This window comes from Rhodococcus sp. GQ147 (genome assembly GCF_059759155.1).
Genome location: NZ_JCAXDU010000008.1, coordinates 47,669 through 62,592, shown reverse-complemented (window position 1 = coordinate 62,592; position 14,924 = coordinate 47,669). Strand labels below are relative to the sequence as shown.

The 14,924-nt window shown below is 68.2% G+C and carries 13 protein-coding genes and 2 pseudogenes; 10 read left to right on the top strand and 5 right to left on the bottom strand.

What is annotated here, in order from left to right; genetic code table 11:
• Positions 1–4: 4 nt before the first annotated feature.
• Genes AC6CID_RS11410 through AC6CID_RS11400 form a run of 3 tightly spaced genes read right to left on the bottom strand, consistent with a single transcriptional unit; the run spans position 5 to position 4,145 of the window.
• The gene (locus AC6CID_RS11410) at positions 5–1,087 is read right to left on the bottom strand and encodes a glycosyltransferase family 4 protein (protein WP_498353975.1); all 1,083 of its coding nucleotides are present in this window, start codon (positions 1,085–1,087) and stop codon (positions 5–7) included.
• Entirely contained in the window at positions 970–2,367 is a 1,398-nt protein-coding gene (locus AC6CID_RS11405) for an O-antigen ligase family protein (RefSeq protein WP_139192937.1), read from the bottom strand. Before AC6CID_RS11405 ends, AC6CID_RS11410 begins: the two co-directional genes overlap by 118 nt.
• On the bottom strand, positions 2,364–4,145 hold the full coding sequence (locus AC6CID_RS11400; protein ID WP_498353974.1) for an alpha/beta fold hydrolase: 1,782 nt from the start codon (positions 4,143–4,145) through the stop codon (positions 2,364–2,366). Before AC6CID_RS11400 ends, AC6CID_RS11405 begins: the two co-directional genes overlap by 4 nt.
• Positions 4,146–4,322: 177 nt before the next feature.
• Here AC6CID_RS11400 and AC6CID_RS11395 point away from each other — a divergent pair, with 177 nt between their 5' ends.
• The 4 genes and pseudogenes from AC6CID_RS11395 to AC6CID_RS11380 form a co-directional block, all read left to right on the top strand.
• Positions 4,323–5,438: a glycosyltransferase gene (locus AC6CID_RS11395; RefSeq protein ID WP_498353973.1), complete on the top strand. Its 1,116-nt coding sequence runs from the start codon at positions 4,323–4,325 to the stop codon at positions 5,436–5,438.
• 357 nt (positions 5,439–5,795) lie between these two features.
• The gene (locus AC6CID_RS11390; RefSeq protein ID WP_019290937.1) at positions 5,796–7,316 is read left to right on the top strand and encodes a sugar transferase; all 1,521 of its coding nucleotides are present in this window, start codon (positions 5,796–5,798) and stop codon (positions 7,314–7,316) included.
• A gap of 81 nt (positions 7,317–7,397) precedes the next feature.
• Entirely contained in the window at positions 7,398–7,766 is a 369-nt protein-coding gene (locus AC6CID_RS11385; RefSeq protein ID WP_498353972.1) for a DUF6098 family protein, read from the top strand.
• Positions 7,748–7,933: pseudogene (locus AC6CID_RS11380) on the top strand (YetF domain-containing protein); the annotation flags it as partial. The gene AC6CID_RS11385 and the pseudogene AC6CID_RS11380, both read left to right, overlap by 19 nt.
• 24 nt (positions 7,934–7,957) lie before the next feature.
• On the opposite strand, the gene AC6CID_RS11375 reads toward AC6CID_RS11380, so the two are convergent.
• Together AC6CID_RS11375 and AC6CID_RS11370 are read right to left on the bottom strand one after the other, a co-directional pair.
• Complete coding sequence (locus AC6CID_RS11375) at positions 7,958–8,350, bottom strand: hemerythrin domain-containing protein (RefSeq protein WP_387396966.1); 393 nt, start codon at positions 8,348–8,350, stop codon at positions 7,958–7,960.
• A 19-nt stretch (positions 8,351–8,369) separates the two neighbouring features.
• Positions 8,370–8,522 carry a hypothetical protein gene (locus AC6CID_RS11370; RefSeq protein WP_019290944.1) on the bottom strand — a complete coding sequence of 51 codons (153 nt, stop codon included), beginning with the start codon at positions 8,520–8,522 and terminating at the stop codon, positions 8,370–8,372.
• 148 nt (positions 8,523–8,670) lie between these two features.
• On the opposite strand from AC6CID_RS11370, the gene AC6CID_RS11365 reads away from it, so the two are divergent.
• The 6 genes and pseudogenes from AC6CID_RS11365 to AC6CID_RS11340 all read left to right on the top strand — a co-directional run bounded on the left by AC6CID_RS11365 (position 8,671) and on the right by AC6CID_RS11340 (position 14,909).
• Positions 8,671–8,868, top strand: a complete 198-nt coding sequence (locus AC6CID_RS11365; RefSeq protein ID WP_006552608.1) for a hypothetical protein — start codon at positions 8,671–8,673, stop codon at positions 8,866–8,868.
• Between the two features lie 50 nt (positions 8,869–8,918).
• Positions 8,919–9,146 (top strand): hypothetical protein, encoded by a 228-nt coding sequence (locus AC6CID_RS11360; protein ID WP_498353971.1) that lies wholly within the window; start codon positions 8,919–8,921, stop codon positions 9,144–9,146.
• Between the two features lie 4 nt (positions 9,147–9,150).
• Positions 9,151–10,149: a zinc-binding alcohol dehydrogenase family protein gene (locus AC6CID_RS11355; protein ID WP_039584970.1), complete on the top strand. Its 999-nt coding sequence runs from the start codon at positions 9,151–9,153 to the stop codon at positions 10,147–10,149.
• A 172-nt stretch (positions 10,150–10,321) separates the two neighbouring features.
• Entirely contained in the window at positions 10,322–10,735 is a 414-nt protein-coding gene (locus AC6CID_RS11350) for an SPW repeat protein (protein WP_024101985.1), read from the top strand.
• A gap of 327 nt (positions 10,736–11,062) precedes the next feature.
• Positions 11,063–11,233, top strand: a pseudogene (locus tag AC6CID_RS11345) (ANTAR domain-containing protein); the annotation flags it as partial.
• A gap of 217 nt (positions 11,234–11,450) precedes the next feature.
• Positions 11,451–14,909 (top strand): indolepyruvate ferredoxin oxidoreductase family protein, encoded by a 3,459-nt coding sequence (locus tag AC6CID_RS11340; RefSeq protein ID WP_498353970.1) that lies wholly within the window; start codon positions 11,451–11,453, stop codon positions 14,907–14,909.
• The last annotated feature ends 15 nt before the right edge of the window (positions 14,910–14,924 follow it).

Below are 14,924 nucleotides of genomic sequence, written 5' to 3'. Positions count from 1 at the left end.
CTCGTCAGATTCTCAGGCCCGCGGAGCGGTAGGCATCGCGCGTGAGCTGGGCGGTGCGCGTCCATGTCGAGGTCGCGGCGACCTCGCGTCCACGGGTACGCAGCGCATCCGCGGTATCACGGTCGTGGACGACGACGCGCAGGGCCGCGGTCCACGAGGTCACGGTGTGTTCGGTGACGAGCAGCGCTCCGTCGTCGACGACGTCGGGCAGTGCACCGACAGCGCTCGTCACCACCGCCCCACCACACGCCATCGCCTCGAGCGGCGGTAACCCGAAACCCTCGTAGCGTGAGGCGTATGCGACGGCGGTCGCTGCGGCGTACAGCGCGGGAAGGTGTGCGGTGGGAACGTAACCGAGACCGATCGAACCGGCCGGTGCGTGGGGTCCGGTGGATCCGGCTCCGGCGAGCACCAGCGGGACGTCGAGGATACGGCACGCGTCGGCGACGAGCGCGACGTCCTTGCGGGGTTCGACGGTGCCGACCTGCAGGACGAACAGTTCGGGCAGCCGGTAGACCCGGTGGATGTCCCGCATCTCCTCGGGAGTGGGAGGTTTCGCCCACGCCGCGGGGGCGAGCGGGGTGACCGCCGCGTCGCGGCCGCACAGCGCGTGGAGACGTTCGGCGGTGAAGTTCGAGACCGCGACGAGCACGTCGGCCCGTCGCATGGCATCGCGCAGCAGTGCGCGCTCACCGGCGGCGCGGTACTTGCTGAACGCCCACGGGGTGTCGAAGACGGCGAGATCGTGGAACGTCGAGACGGTGACACCGGAACACAGGACGGGCAGGTCGACGTCGAGGCTGTGGAACAGGTCGACCCCGCGGACGGGCATCTTGGCGTACAGCATCCGCCGCACCCCGTCGGCGACCGGTCGTACCGACGGGGTCACGCGAGGGGGCAGTTCACCCACGGCATCGCACTGCACCGTCGCGCGCAGCGCAGCCGAGGGGAACAACGGGTCGAGCGCGGTCAGCAGCTCGCGGACGTAGGTCTGGACTCCACTGCCGGACGGACGGAGTGCGAGGGCGCCGAATCCGATGCGGTGAGCGAGCTTCGGTGAGGTGACCAGTGTTGCGTCAGTGCGCATCCGACAGTTCCTAACAGTAGCCAGAAATAGACGTCGAGAGGGAAGATCTCGAGATAGGTCGCCACGGTGGAGGCGACCGCCGCCGCGACGATCGTGCCGCTCACCCCGAGTGCGAGTGCGGCGTCCTGCCCGCTCAGCACCCGGGATGCACGCAGCGTCGAGACCGCGGCGCACACGAGTACGAGGACGAACAGCCACACGCCGATCGGGCCGAGTTCCACGGCGAGCTTCATGTAGTAGTTGTCGGGCTGATAGGGCATGAACCCGAACTGCACGGCCGCCGTGTACGACAGTTCCGACAGCATCGGGTTGCTCTGGGCCACCGTGTCGGCGGCAGCCGAGCCGGTCGCGCCGAGACCCTGACCGAAGGGGTGCACCCACAGCGACGACAGGGTCTGCGACCAGCCGTCCCCGCGCTCACCGAGGCTCGACGAGGAGAACAGTGGAGCGAGAATCGAACTCGGCACGGCGAAGAGGACGAGCGGTGCGAGCGCCGCGGTGGCGCCGAAACCGAGGAGCAGGGTGCGGTAGCGGTGGACCGCCAGCCACAACAATGCGACGGCGAGACCGATGTAGCTGGCGCGCACGATCGTCACACCCATGCCCAGCACCATGATCGGTGTCGCGCACAGGAACAGTCTGTTGCGGAGCCGGTGCGGATCGGCGAAGGAGACCGAGCACCCCACGATCAGTCCGATCATCACGAACAGGCCGAAGGCGAAGGGTGTCGTGAACGTGCTGAAACTGCGCAGGATTCCGCCGCTGATGCGCAGATGCTCGTCCCAGCGGTAGCCGAGTTCGGCGAGTCGCTCACCGCCGATCACCTGTTGTGCGAGTCCGACGACGGCGGTGACGGCCGTCGTGCCCATGAGGATCGTCACCAGGTGGTCGCGGTCGCGGGCGTCGAACGGTGCACGCCACAGGATCACCGGGATGACGAGGTAGAAGTAGGTAATCTTGATGGCGATGATGCCGGCGAGCCCCGAGACGAGCAACGCCGACAGGACTCCGATTGCCACCCATGCGACCACGGCCGGCCACCACGGATAGGACGGTGCCGGCAGCCGCCGTCGGTGGGGGCTGACGAAGGTCGCGGCGAGGGTGAGGAGCAGCAGCCCCTCCTTCCACGGCGACAGTGATTCACCGCCGGGGACGATCGCGAGCAGGCCGTGGAACGGCGTGAGCGCGGCGATCGCCAGCAACCCGCGTTGGGGTCGTCGCCAGAGCAACACTCCCAGCACGAGCACGACCGGAACGGCGAGTATCAGCACAGGAGTCATGAGACGTACTCGTCTGCAGCGGGATCCGCGGTGCGGGACCCGAAACGGGAGAGCACGGTCGAGGTGACCGCCGTGCGGAGGAACTCGCGCCCGTCCCGCTGCCGACCGCTGTGCTCACCGACCTCGCTGGTGAGGATGTCCCCGGTGAAGCCCCGTCGGCGCAGGCGGCGAAGTCCTTCTTCTCCGCGCTGGGTCAGGAACCACCGGTGGTCCTCGGCGGACAGCACGACCGTGGTCGACACACCCGCGCGACGCAGTGCCTCCAACCCGACCTCGGGAACCTGGGTCACGCCGATTCGGCCCAGCAGCAGCCACAATGGATAGGGCAGGTACTTCTGCGCCCACGGTTTGATGCGGGCTCGCAGGGAGATCGTCTGCGGTTCCGCCGGGGTTGCGATCGCCGGAACATCGGGTGCGTTCGGACCGAGATCTGCGCGCAACGACTTCCGGCGGTGGGTGCACCACAGGATCACGTTCACGAGCACGGCGGAGTGTGCTGCACCCCGGAGGGTGACCCACGACGAGTACCACGCACCCGAACACAGGCCGATCACCACGAGGTCCTGCGGATCGATGCCGAGGGCGGCGACAGCATCGAGGGCGTCGCGGTCGGAGTCGTCGGAGTACAGCGGCGTGGGCGTCGCCCCGTGTGCCGTGCCGGTATCGCCGACCCCGGTCCGGTCGAACCGGATAGTGGAGATGCCGTGCGCGGCGAACTCGCGTGCGAGCTCGACCCAGAGACGACTCGGGCCGAGTCGGTGCTCGTAGGCGGTGCCGAAGAACAACACCGTCGGGATGGACCGGCGCGGGGCGCCGAACCTGTCGGTGCCGAACCCCTCGGTGCCGAACCCCTCGGTGTCGAACCATTCGGGGGCGACCCCGTGCGTGCGCAGCGCGAACATCTCGTTCGGGCCGAGATATTCGACGCTCTCGTGGATCGGGAGCCCGGAGTCGGTGGTCGCGACGACCGCGCGGCCGCACTCGGGGAAGTGGACCTCGCGGGTGGCGGCCGACGCGCCCGCAACTACCCAATCGGCGATCCGGGTGAGCTGCTCGGTCGGGATCGCGGAGTGGAGTGTGCTGGGGGTGACGAAGGATTCGTGGGCGTCGAGGGAGAGCTCGTCACCGCCGAGTGCGGTGGCGAGCGCCGACACCGCGGCGGTCTCGCGGGCTGTGGGTCGGGTCGCGAGCAGGGTTCGTGTGCCGTTCAGCGACCTCGGATCGATCTTCAGGGCGCCGAGCGCGTCGGCAGCTTCGGGGGCGAGAACCCCGCCGACGATCGAAACCCGGGGGTCTTCGGGATCGTCGGCGCCGAGGGCGAGACGGTAGAGGGCGCGTTGTTCGCGCAACATAGCTCGGCCCGAGACGATCGGATCCCACAGCACGACGGCGTCGGCCGGTCCGCACTCGGGCAGTGCCGTCGCCGCGATCAGTGCGCCGGTGCGCAGTCCGACGACGGTGATGTGCTCGGCGCCGCTCGCGCGGGCCGTCTCCACTGCGGTGACGACGCTGCGCTGCCATGCCGCGACCGCGTCGGGCGAATCCTGATCGCCGGCCGAGTCTCCGGTGCCCGTGTAGTCGAAGCGCACTGCCGCCAGTCCCCGCTCGGCGAGTTGCTCGGCGAGAGCCTTGACGCCTCGATAGGTGTCGAGGTGTTCCTTGCCGAGGGGTGGGCACAGCACCACCGCGCCGCGCGCGCGGCGGTCGGCAGGAAGGTGGACGTGCCCGAGGATCGGGGACGCAGGGTCGCCGAACCACGACGCGTGTCGCACATCCACTCCGTGACCTCCACTGTCGAGGGGGTGAAAGAGGGGGTGATTTCCCGCCCCGTCTCGGACCCTGAATCGTCTTGCCGTTCGGACGCATTCGTATCGAGGGATTGTGCCGACCCGTTACCTCTCGGCGCCGGCAGGGTCATAAAGTACCCTCCCGATCGGCTCGGGGTCTTCGGAGGGATGGCTGTGCCTGGAATCTTGGTGCACGAATGGATCGCACGCGACGGAGGTTCGGAGAAGGTTCTCGACGAGTTCGTCCGCACCTTTCCCGACGCCGACGTCCTGTGCCTGTGGGACGACGCCGACCGGTATCCGGGGCGGACGGTGCACGAGAGCGGTCTGGCACGCACACCCCTGCGTAGGAGCAAGGCGCTGGCGTTGTCGGCCATGCCGTACGTCTGGCGTCGCCGACCCGGTTCGTACGACTTCGCCCTGGTCAGCTCGCATTGTTTCGCCCACCACGTGACCTTCCGGGGCGCACCGAGCGGATTCGAGAAGTTCGTCTACGTACACACTCCGGCGCGCTACCTGTGGAATCCGGAACTCGACGATCGGGGTGCCTCGGCCGCGGTGCGGTGCGCGGCACCTCCGTTGCGTGCCCTCGATCGGCGTCGCGCGCGGGAGGGTGCACACTTCGCCGCGAACAGCGATTTCGTGCGTCGCCGCATCGAGCAGGCCTGGGGTGTCGAGGCGCGTGTGATCTTCCCTCCCGTCGAGACGGCCCGCATCTCGTCGGTGCCCGACTGGCGTGACGAACTGTCCGCCGCCGAATCCGCCCTGCTGGAGGGGCTTCCGGAGACCTTCGTGCTGGGGGCGTCGAGGTTCGTGCCGTACAAGCGACTGGATTGGGTGATCCGGGCAGCCGACCTCGCCGGGGTGCCGGCGGTGATCGCGGGATCGGGGCCGGAGGAGGGCCGGCTGCGGCAGCTCGCCGACGAGGCGACGGTGCCGGTCCACGTGCTCGCTCGACCGTCGGACGCCCTGCTCTACGCGCTCTACCAGCAGGCCCACGTCTACGTCTTTCCTGCGGTGGAGGACTTCGGGATCATGCCCGTCGAGGCACGTGCGGCAGGGGCGCGTGTGGTCGTCAACGCGCTCGGAGGTGCTGGTGAGACGGTTGCCGAGGGGGTCGACGGGTTGTGTTTCCGCGAGGACAGGGTGGAGGCGGTCGCCGAGTGCATCGCCGCGATCGACGGTGTGCCGAAGGGCCGTAACGAGGCCGTCGCCGCGCTGTCCTCGGAAAACTTCCGGCAGCACATCCGCGACTGGGTCGGGGAGGGGATCGGAACGGCGTGACTCACATCATACTACCGACGAGTAGGCGAACTCTTGTCGCCGGTTCGTCTCTGTTGTACCTTTCTCCCGGGTCGGGGGCCTGCTGATGGGGTTCGATGGGGGATCGTCATGGCTCACTGCCGCCGGCCGAGCTGCGTTCGTCGCCGCTTCATGAATGTGTTCTTTGCTGAAGTAACTACGCGCACAAGTAATTCGAGTTACGCGTAGCTTCTTCGCTTCAGGGTGGAATCACCCGCGTCACTGTGATCCGTTGCACTGAAACAGGATTCGCGTTCCTTCGAGAAAACGGACATAATCACCGAATCGTTCATCTGGCTGTCGGGGCCACTTCGCGTGGAGTAGGCAAGCAGGAGAAGTATGGGGATCGGACCCGAGTTGGCGCGCCGCAACGCGCCGACCCACGACACGAGCGACGGTCACGGAAGTGTCCCGCGCAGACAATGGCAGCGCACCTATCTCCGGTCGCTGGCGATCACCGACACGACGATCGTCGTCACGACCGTCGTCCTGGCGCAGGGGGCCGGGACGATGATCGGTGGACCGGTCGACCCGGGGTCCTCGGTGACCCGGGGACTCGCCTCGGCGATCGTGGTGGCCGGCCTGTGGCTTGCGATTCTGGCACTCAACGGAACTCGCAAGAAGCCGATCGTGGGCAGCGGCGAGGAGGAGTACCGGCTCGTCACGAGGGCGACCCTGCAGACCTTCGGTCTGCTCGCGATCGCCTCGTTCCTCGTCGACTCGTTCGCCACCGACCTCGACACGATCCGGGTTTACGTGTTGCTGGCCATGCCGGTCGGCCTGGTCGTTCTGCCGCTCGGACGTCGATGGTGCCGTCGTTCGATCGAACGCCGGCGTGTGCGGGGCGAGTTCCGGACCTCGGTGCTCGTCGTCGGCTCCGAACGCGCGGTGGATGCGATGGTCGGATCGTTCGTCCGCGACACCTCGGCCGGATACCGCGTCGTCGGTGTGTGCACCACCGGGTACACGGGGGAGAGCGGGCGCACCATCACCGTCGCCGGACAGGAGATCCCGGTACTCGGTGCGGAAACCGACGTGATCAACGCCGTCAAGCTCTCCGGCGCCGACACCGTCGCGATCGCTGCCGGAACGCACTGGGGGAACGGTGATATCGGCGAGCTCGCATGGGAACTCGAGCCGTATCGCGTCGATCTCGTGGTGGCTCCCGGCGTCACCGACATCGCCCTGCCGCGACTGTCGATGCATCCCGTGGGTGGGTTGCCGTTCGTGCACGTCGAGGAGCCGCAGTACCGCGGGTCGCATCGGATCGCCAAGACGACCTTCGACCTCGTGTGCGCGGTCCTCGCTCTCACGATCGCGGCGCCGGTCATGCTTGTGGTCGCCGCGCTGATCAAACTCCAGGACGGCGGTCCGGTCTTCTATCGGCAGGAACGCGTCGGCCTGGGCGGCACCGTCTTCCGGATGTGGAAGTTCCGATCGATGGTCGTCGATGCCGACCGGATGGTCGATACGGTCCGCGCGCAGACCGGTCAGGAGGACGCGACCTTCTACAAGTCGGCCCGCGACCCGCGGATCACGCCGGTGGGACGGTTCATCCGCCGCACCAGCATCGACGAACTGCCACAGCTGTTCAACGTCCTCGCCCGCGACATGAGTCTCGTGGGGCCGCGTCCCCTCGCGGTGGGTGAGGGTGAGAAGATCCCGGGCTTCGTTCCACGCCGCATCCTGGTGCGACCCGGCATGACGGGATTGTGGCAGGTCTCCGGGCGATCCGACCTGTCCGAAGCCGACCGCATCCGCCTCGATCTGTTTTATGTGGCGAACTGGTCGATGGTGCAGGATCTGCTCATCGTCGTGAAGACGGTGCGCGCGGTGCTCGCGAGCGACGGCGCCTACTGACCCGACCGCAGTGCGGGGTTTCGTAGCCGGTGGGCAGGGAACCCTTCGACTTCGCCCTGGGATCTGCAGAAGGAGTCGAAGGTGAACACGTCCGTGCGGGGTTTCCAACCCGATCCCGACGACATCCCGCTGATCACCTCGCTCGACCAGCTCGCCGACGTCGCGACGGATCCGCTGCTCTACCTGCGGTATTCGAAGGGTCCGGCGGCGGATGCCGAGGACGGGCCGAGCCGCGATCGCGAGGCGAACGTGACCCTGCCCGGGCTCGTCGCCACCACCCTCGCTCCGGAGCCGTGGTGGCGCCGGCCCGTCAAGGACTGGGTCGCCCGCCGTGTCTGCACGTGCACCGGGTTCGGCGACGAGGACGGTCGGTTCGTCTGGATCCTCACGGGCAGGATGGTCGGGCGCGGTCCCGGCCACGAACCGTTGCTCCCGACCTGCAGAACCTGAAACGGGGACGTCTGTCCCTCGACGACCTCATGGCCGCCGCGCGTCAACAGGGCATCCGGCGGTTCGCCGACATCGACCTCGCGGTGCTCGAGACGAACGGGAGGATCTCCTTCTTCGCCCGGACGAGCGCTCAGGACGGCGCGCCGGAGGAACCCGACCCGGCGTGACGGGGTGCCGCGCCGTCCTGACGCTCAGGTATTGCGTCCGGTCAGTGCGTCGCGCAGTCGGTCCACCATGCCGACCCCCGGTCCGACGGTCTTGTGGAACAGTTCGGAATGCGGCGCGGACGGATGCGGCCGGGTCGGGGCCAGCTTCTTGGCGGCCTGTACCTTGGTGCCGACCTCCACGAGGGTGTCCTGCCCGAGATGCGTCCTCAACGCCGGGAACTGGTCGGATTCTTCGTCGTTCGCGTGGTGGCGCAGAAGATCCTGCAACTTCTTCACCAACGTCGTGAACTCCGCACTCGATGCTCCCGCGCCCTCGAGTTGCTTCATCACCTGCACGATCTCGTCGTGCTCCTCCTTGTCGAGTTCAACGGCTTCCGTGCCGCCGGAATTCGGTCCCTCGTGGGCGGTTTCGGTCATCGATGTCTTCTTCGAACGGTCAGGATCGTCCGGTATCGCCGGTCTCGTCCGGTTCGTCCTCGCCCTCCGCCTGGTCGGGCTGCTGCGGAGCCTTGGAGAGGAGGTTGTCGGGATCGGCGTCGGGATCTTCGGCTGCGTCGTACGGATCGGCAGAACCGTCTGTGCTGCTCATGTACCAAGGGGTTCACCACTACCGGCGAGGGCAAACACTCCGGCGACCGACGGGGATTCGCATCCTGCCGGGGTAGGTGGTTCGGGGAGCCGGGCGGGGGTAGTCCTAGGGAGACCGCCTTTCACCGAGAAATGTTCGGAGGAAGATCATGACTGGACCGCACGACACTCCCGATCTCGACGACGTGATCGACCCGACCGAGTCCGCGCCCAAGGATCGGCGCGAGCACGGCAAGTCGCCGGACCGCGTCGACGACGACTATCTCGAGTACCGCACGGAGCAGGAACGCATTGCCGCCGGCGTCGAGGACTACGACCCCGATCACGTCCCACCCGCAACCGAGTAGCCGCTGCGTTACAGACGGATTCTCGGCGAACCATCGGAAGGAGCAGAGAGATGGAACGAGGGAGCGACAAGCACGGTCCGAAGAAGGACGACGCGCTCGCAGAGGAAACCGAAGGAATGATCCGCGCCAACCGTCCGACCCGCGCCGACGAGGCACGCGATCCGGAGCCGCCGGCCGACGACGATCCGGATGTGCGGCCCTGGCACACCGAAGGTCCGGGCGGCGGAGCTTCGGAGGGCGGGGGTCCGGAGGGCGGGGGTCCGGAGGGCTCTGCCTGAGTCGATGCGAGCGTGGCGCGTGGTGGAGCCCGGCCCCGTCGCCGGTCACCCTTTGCGGTTCGAATCCGTCCCGCTTCCCGAGACCGGACCGAACGATCTTCTGGTGCGCGTGCTGGCGTGCGGTGTGTGCCGCACCGACTTGCACGTCGCCGAGGGCGATCTCCCCGTCCACCGGGCGGGTGTCGTCCCGGGGCACGAGGTGGTCGGGGTGGTCCATCGAGTGGGGGAGGCGGTCGAAGGGTTCGCCGACGGCGACCGCGTCGGCGTGGCCTGGCTGCGTTCGACCTGTGGGCAGTGCCGCTACTGTCGTCGTGGCGACGAGAACCTGTGTCCGGATTCGAGATACACCGGTTGGGACGAGGACGGCGGGTACGCCGAGTTCGTCGCCGTACCGGCGGCGTACGCCCTCCCGCTGCCCGACGGATACGAGGACGTCGAACTCGCTCCGCTCCTCTGTGCCGGCATCATCGGCTACCGCGCGCTGAAGCGCGCCTCGGTTCCCGACGGCGGGAGGCTCGGCATCTACGGCTTCGGCGGCAGCGCCCACATCGCGGCGCAGGTCGCCCTGGCGCGAGGTGCCGAGGTGCACGTCATGACGAGGAGCGAGGACGCGCGGAATCTGGCCCGCGAACTCGGGGCCGCGTCGGTGCAGGGAGCCGCGGACGCACCACCGGTGCCCCTCGACGCCGCCATCCTCTTCGCACCCGTCGGCGACCTCGTGCCGCCTGCACTCGAAGCACTCGACCGCGGCGGCATCCTCTCGATCGCCGGCATCCACCTGACCGACGTTCCGCAGCTGAACTACCAGCGGCACCTGTTCTACGAGCGCGAGATCCGGTCGGTGACCGCCAATACCCGTAAGGATTCCCGGGAGTTCCTCGCGTTCGCCGGGCAGCACCGCATCAGGGTCGCGACGATGCGATACGGGCTGGACGACGCCGATCGCGCGCTGGCGGATCTCGCCGGCGACCGCGTGCGCGGCGCTGCCGTCCTCGTCCCCTGATGGTCCGGATCGATACGGTGCGCTCCGCCCGAGATCACCAAGTCGGGACTTTCTACCCTACGGGAACATCCCGCCCGGGACGACGATAATAGTGTCGGACCCAGGAGGGCCCCTCGGACTTCTCACCCACGAGGAGATGAGGACAATGTCGACATCATCGGCTCATTCTGCAATGCACACCCATCCCGACATCGTCGAGATGCGCGAACGCTACGACCGGATGGGCGAACAGCCCACAGTCCAGGTCACCGACGGATTGATGATGGTTGCCGGTCTGTACGCGGCGGCATCCGCCTGGATCATCGGCTTCGCCGATCAGACGGCACTCGCCACCACCAATCTGATCTGCGGCCTCGCGGTCGCACTGCTCGCCATGGCGCTCGGTTCGGCCTACGGCCGCACCCACGGCCTGGCGTTCGTCGCGCCGCTGCTCGGTCTGTGGTTGTTCGTCTCGCCGTGGCTGGTCAGCGGAGTAGATACCAGTACGTCCATGATCTGGTCCCACGTCATCGTGGGTGCGATCGTGTTCGTCCTGGGCGTGGCCGCGGCTGCGATGGGAACCGGCCTGATGGACCGTTCGCGTTGACGGTGCAGTAGCCCGGGATGCAGTAACCCGGGTATACGGGACCCGGACGGTGCTGCCGGCTGCATGTCTGAACCGGCAGCACCTCACCGGGTGCGGCGTCCGGACACCGATTCCGGCTACCGAGGGCAATACCCCTCGGTCGAACGCTGCAACCCCGTCGCCGCTTCGCTGCCACGATGCAGTATGCACACCGGTGAAGGCCGCGGCGCTCGTAGTGCGAACTCGGTGAGGTTCGAACGACAATTGCGAGAATCCATCGAGGAACTCGCTCGTGAGATGCACGACGACCGATGGCCCGCGTTCGCTTCCCGAGCGGCCCGTCTGGGTGCTTCGAGGGATGTCATCGGGCAGGCGAAGGGCGTTCTCATGGAACGCTTCGGCCTCGACGCGGAGAGCGCATTCGAAATGCTGCGCAGGTTGTCCCAGGAGCGCAACCAACTCGTGCGCGACCTTGCCGTCGAAGTGGTCGAGACCGCCCGACCTCCGCGTGAACGGTAGAGCGAATCCTCCCCAGGCGGATGCGCCGGATCGCCCGGAACTGAGCACCGTGCGCATCCATCCAGTGTGTCGTGCATCACATCTGATCAAAATGATGCGCTGGAAAATCTTATGTTGACGAGTTCGCCTAGCTCAATCAACTATTGCTGTACCAAATGACGCGATCGAAGTGGCGCAGACACAATCGGACGCCGCGACGAAGGACGGGTGGTACGCAATGACCGAGACCGTAATCCGGGAGAGCGAACGACTTCCCTACGACCTCGACGACCGATATCGCTCGGGCTCCGGCACCGTGCTGCTCACCGGCGTGCAGGCCATCGCCCGGCTGTTCGTCGAACAGCAGGTACGGGCCATGCGGGACGGTCGCCGGGTGGCGACCTTCGTCTCCGGATATCAGGGCAGCCCCCTCGGTGGTCTCGACAAGATGCTCCACGGCATGCCGAAGGTCCTCGCCGAGCACGACATCACCTTCGTGCCCGGATTCAACGAGGAACTCGCCGCCACCGCGGTGTGGGGCAGCCAGGGGCAGCTCGGCGCCGGCACGCCGACTCACGACGGCGTCGTCGGCGTCTGGTACGGCAAGGGCCCCGGCCTCGACCGCGCCACCGACGCGCTGCGTCACGCCAACATGTACGGCGTGAACCCGAACGGCGGCGTGCTGCTCATGGTGGGTGACGACCCCGCGTCGAAGTCGTCGACCGTGCCCGCCGTCAGCGAGCGATCCCTCGCCGCCCTCGGCATCCCGGTCCTGTTCCCGCGCAACGCCGCCGAGATCGTCACGATGGGCCTGCACGGCGTCGCGCTGTCGCGTGCCTCGGGCTGCCTCGTCGCCCTCAAGATCGTCGCGGACGTCGCCGACGGCGCCTGGTCCGTCGACGGCTCCATCTCCGACCTGCCCATCGCGGTCCCCGAGATCGAATGGGAAGGACGGCCGTTCGTCTACAAGCAGCGCCCCATGGCCGCGCCCGGCGACAGCGTCATCGCCGAGGCCGACCTCTACGGCCCGCGCTGGAAGATCGTCCAGGAATACGGCCGCCTCAACGGCCTCGACGTGATCGAGGTCGACCCGCCGCAGGCCCGCGTCGGCCTCGCCGCCACCGGCACCACCTTCGACGCCCTGCGCCAGACCCTGCTCGACCTCGGTGTCGACGACGCCGCGCTGCACCGCGCCGGCATCCGCCTGCTGCGCATCGGCATGCCGTACCCCATCGGTCCCGAGATCGTCCGCGAATTCGCCCGCGGCCTCGACGAACTGATCGTGGTCGAGGACAAGACCGCCTTCGTCGAGACCCAGATCCGCGAGATCCTCTACGGCACCGCGAACGCCCCGCAGATCGTCGGCAAGAAGGACGCCGACGGCCGCCCGCTCGTGCCGGTTGACGGTGAGCTCACCGCCGGTCGCCTGCGCGGCCCGCTGCGTCGCGTGCTCCGCGGCCACGTCGAACTCGGCCCCGCACCCCTGCCACAGCTGTCGCTCGAGGTGCTGTCGACCCAGCGCACCCCCTACTTCTGCAGCGGCTGCCCGCACAACCGATCCACCGCACTGCCGGAGGGTTCGATCGGCGGCGGCGGCATCGGCTGTCACACCCTCGTCACCCTGTCCGGCCGCAAGGACAGCGCCGTCACCGGCCTGACCCAGATGGGTGGCGAAGGTGCGCAGTGGATCGGCCAGGCGCCGTTCACCGACATCGGCCACATGTTCCAGAACCTCGGCGACGGAACCTACTTCCACTCCGGTCAGCTCGCCGTCCAGGCGTGCGTCGCCGCCGGCGTGAACATCACCTTCAAGCTGCTCTACAACGACGTCGTGGCGATGACCGGCGCGCAGGACGCCGAAGGCGCCCTGAAGATCCCGGCGCTGACCCACAAGCTCACCACCGAGGGTGTCCGCAAGATCATCGTCTGCTCCGACGAACCGAAGCGCCTCCGCAAGCGCACCCTTGCCCGCGGCACCGAGGTCTGGCATCGCGACCGGCTCGACGAGGCGCAGAAGCTGCTGCGCGAGATCGAGGGCGTCACCGTGCTCATCTACGACCAGCACTGCGCCGCCGACGCGCGCCGTCAGCGCAAGCGTGGCACCCTGCCCGCCCGCACGACCCGCGTCGTCATCAACGAAGCGGTGTGCGAGGGCTGCGGCGACTGCGGCGTCAAGAGCAACTGCCTGTCGGTGCAGCCGGTCGACACCGAATTCGGTTCGAAGACCCGCATCGATCAGACCTCCTGCAACACCGACTACTCGTGCCTCGACGGCGACTGCCCGTCCTTCGTGACCGTCGAGACGTCGCCGGAGAAGCCCAAGCGCCGCAAGGCTCCGACCCCGCCGCGCATCCCGGACGCCGCCATCGACACCCCGAAGGGCACCCGCAACGTCTTCCTCGCGGGCATCGGCGGCACCGGCATCGTCACCGTCAACCAGGTGCTCGCCACGGCCGCGCTACGCGCCGGATTCGAGGTCGAGTCGCTCGACCAGATCGGCATGAGCCAGAAAGCCGGCCCGGTGGTCTCCCACCTGCGCTTCGCCGCCGACGGACTCGAGCCCGGCAACCGCGTCGGCCCGGGCGGTGCCACCGCTCTGCTCGCGCTCGACCTGCTCACCGCGACCGAGCCGAAGAACCTCGCCTACGCGAACCGTGAGGAGACCGTGGCAGTCGCGTCGACGAGCCGCGTCCCCACCGGCGACATGGTCTACGACCGCTCTGTCCGGCACCCCGACGAGCACGACCTGCTCGCCCGCCTCGACACCGCGACCCGCACGACCGTCTCGTTCGACGCCCTCGCCGCAGCCCAGGCGCTGTTCGGTGAGACCTCGGCCGCGAACTTCCTCGTCGTGGGCGCCGCCCACCAGCTCGGCGGACTCGAGATCCCCGCCGACGCCATCGAGGAGGCCATCGAGATCAACGGTGTGGCCGTCGCGACCAACATCGCCGCCTTCCGCTGGGGCCGGGTGGCCGTCGCGGATCCCGCGGCCTTCGCCGCCGCGACCGAACCGGCCCGCCCGGAGCGCGTTGCCACCGTCGCGCCGGAGCGTCTGTTCGCCGGCACCACCTTCACGGGTGAGGTCGAGCGGCTCGTGCGGATCCGCGCCGCGTCGCTGATCGACTTCCAGAGCGAAGCCCTCGCCGCCCGCTACATCGCGCAGGTGCAGGCAGCCTGGGAGGCCGAGCGCCGCGTCACGAACCGCACGGACTTCAGCGAGGCCGTCGCCCGCGGACTGTTCAAGTTCACCGCCTACAAGGACGAGTACGAGGTCGCCCGCATGCTCGTCGACCCGGCCTTCCTCGACGAGGTGCAGGGCCAGGTCCCCGGTGGGCGCAAGCTCACCTACCGCCTGCACCCGCCGGCGCTGCGCGCACTCGGCCGTGAGAAGAAGGTCGGCTTCGGACCGAAATCGCATGTCGCGCTGAAGGCTCTGGCCAAGGCGAAGCGTCTGCGCGGCACGAAGCTCGATCCCTTCGGCTACGCCCACGTCCGCCGCGTCGAGCGTGCTCTGCTCGCCCACTACACCGCCACGATCCAGCGGCTCGCCGCCGATCTGGACGTCGACTCCTACGACCGCGCCGCCGAGATCGCGGCCCTGCCCGACATGGTGCGCGGCTACGAGGACGTCAAGCTCCGCTCCGTCGAGCAGTACCGGGCCCGCCTCGCCGAGCTCGGCATCGACACCGACTTCTGAAGCACGAACACCCTC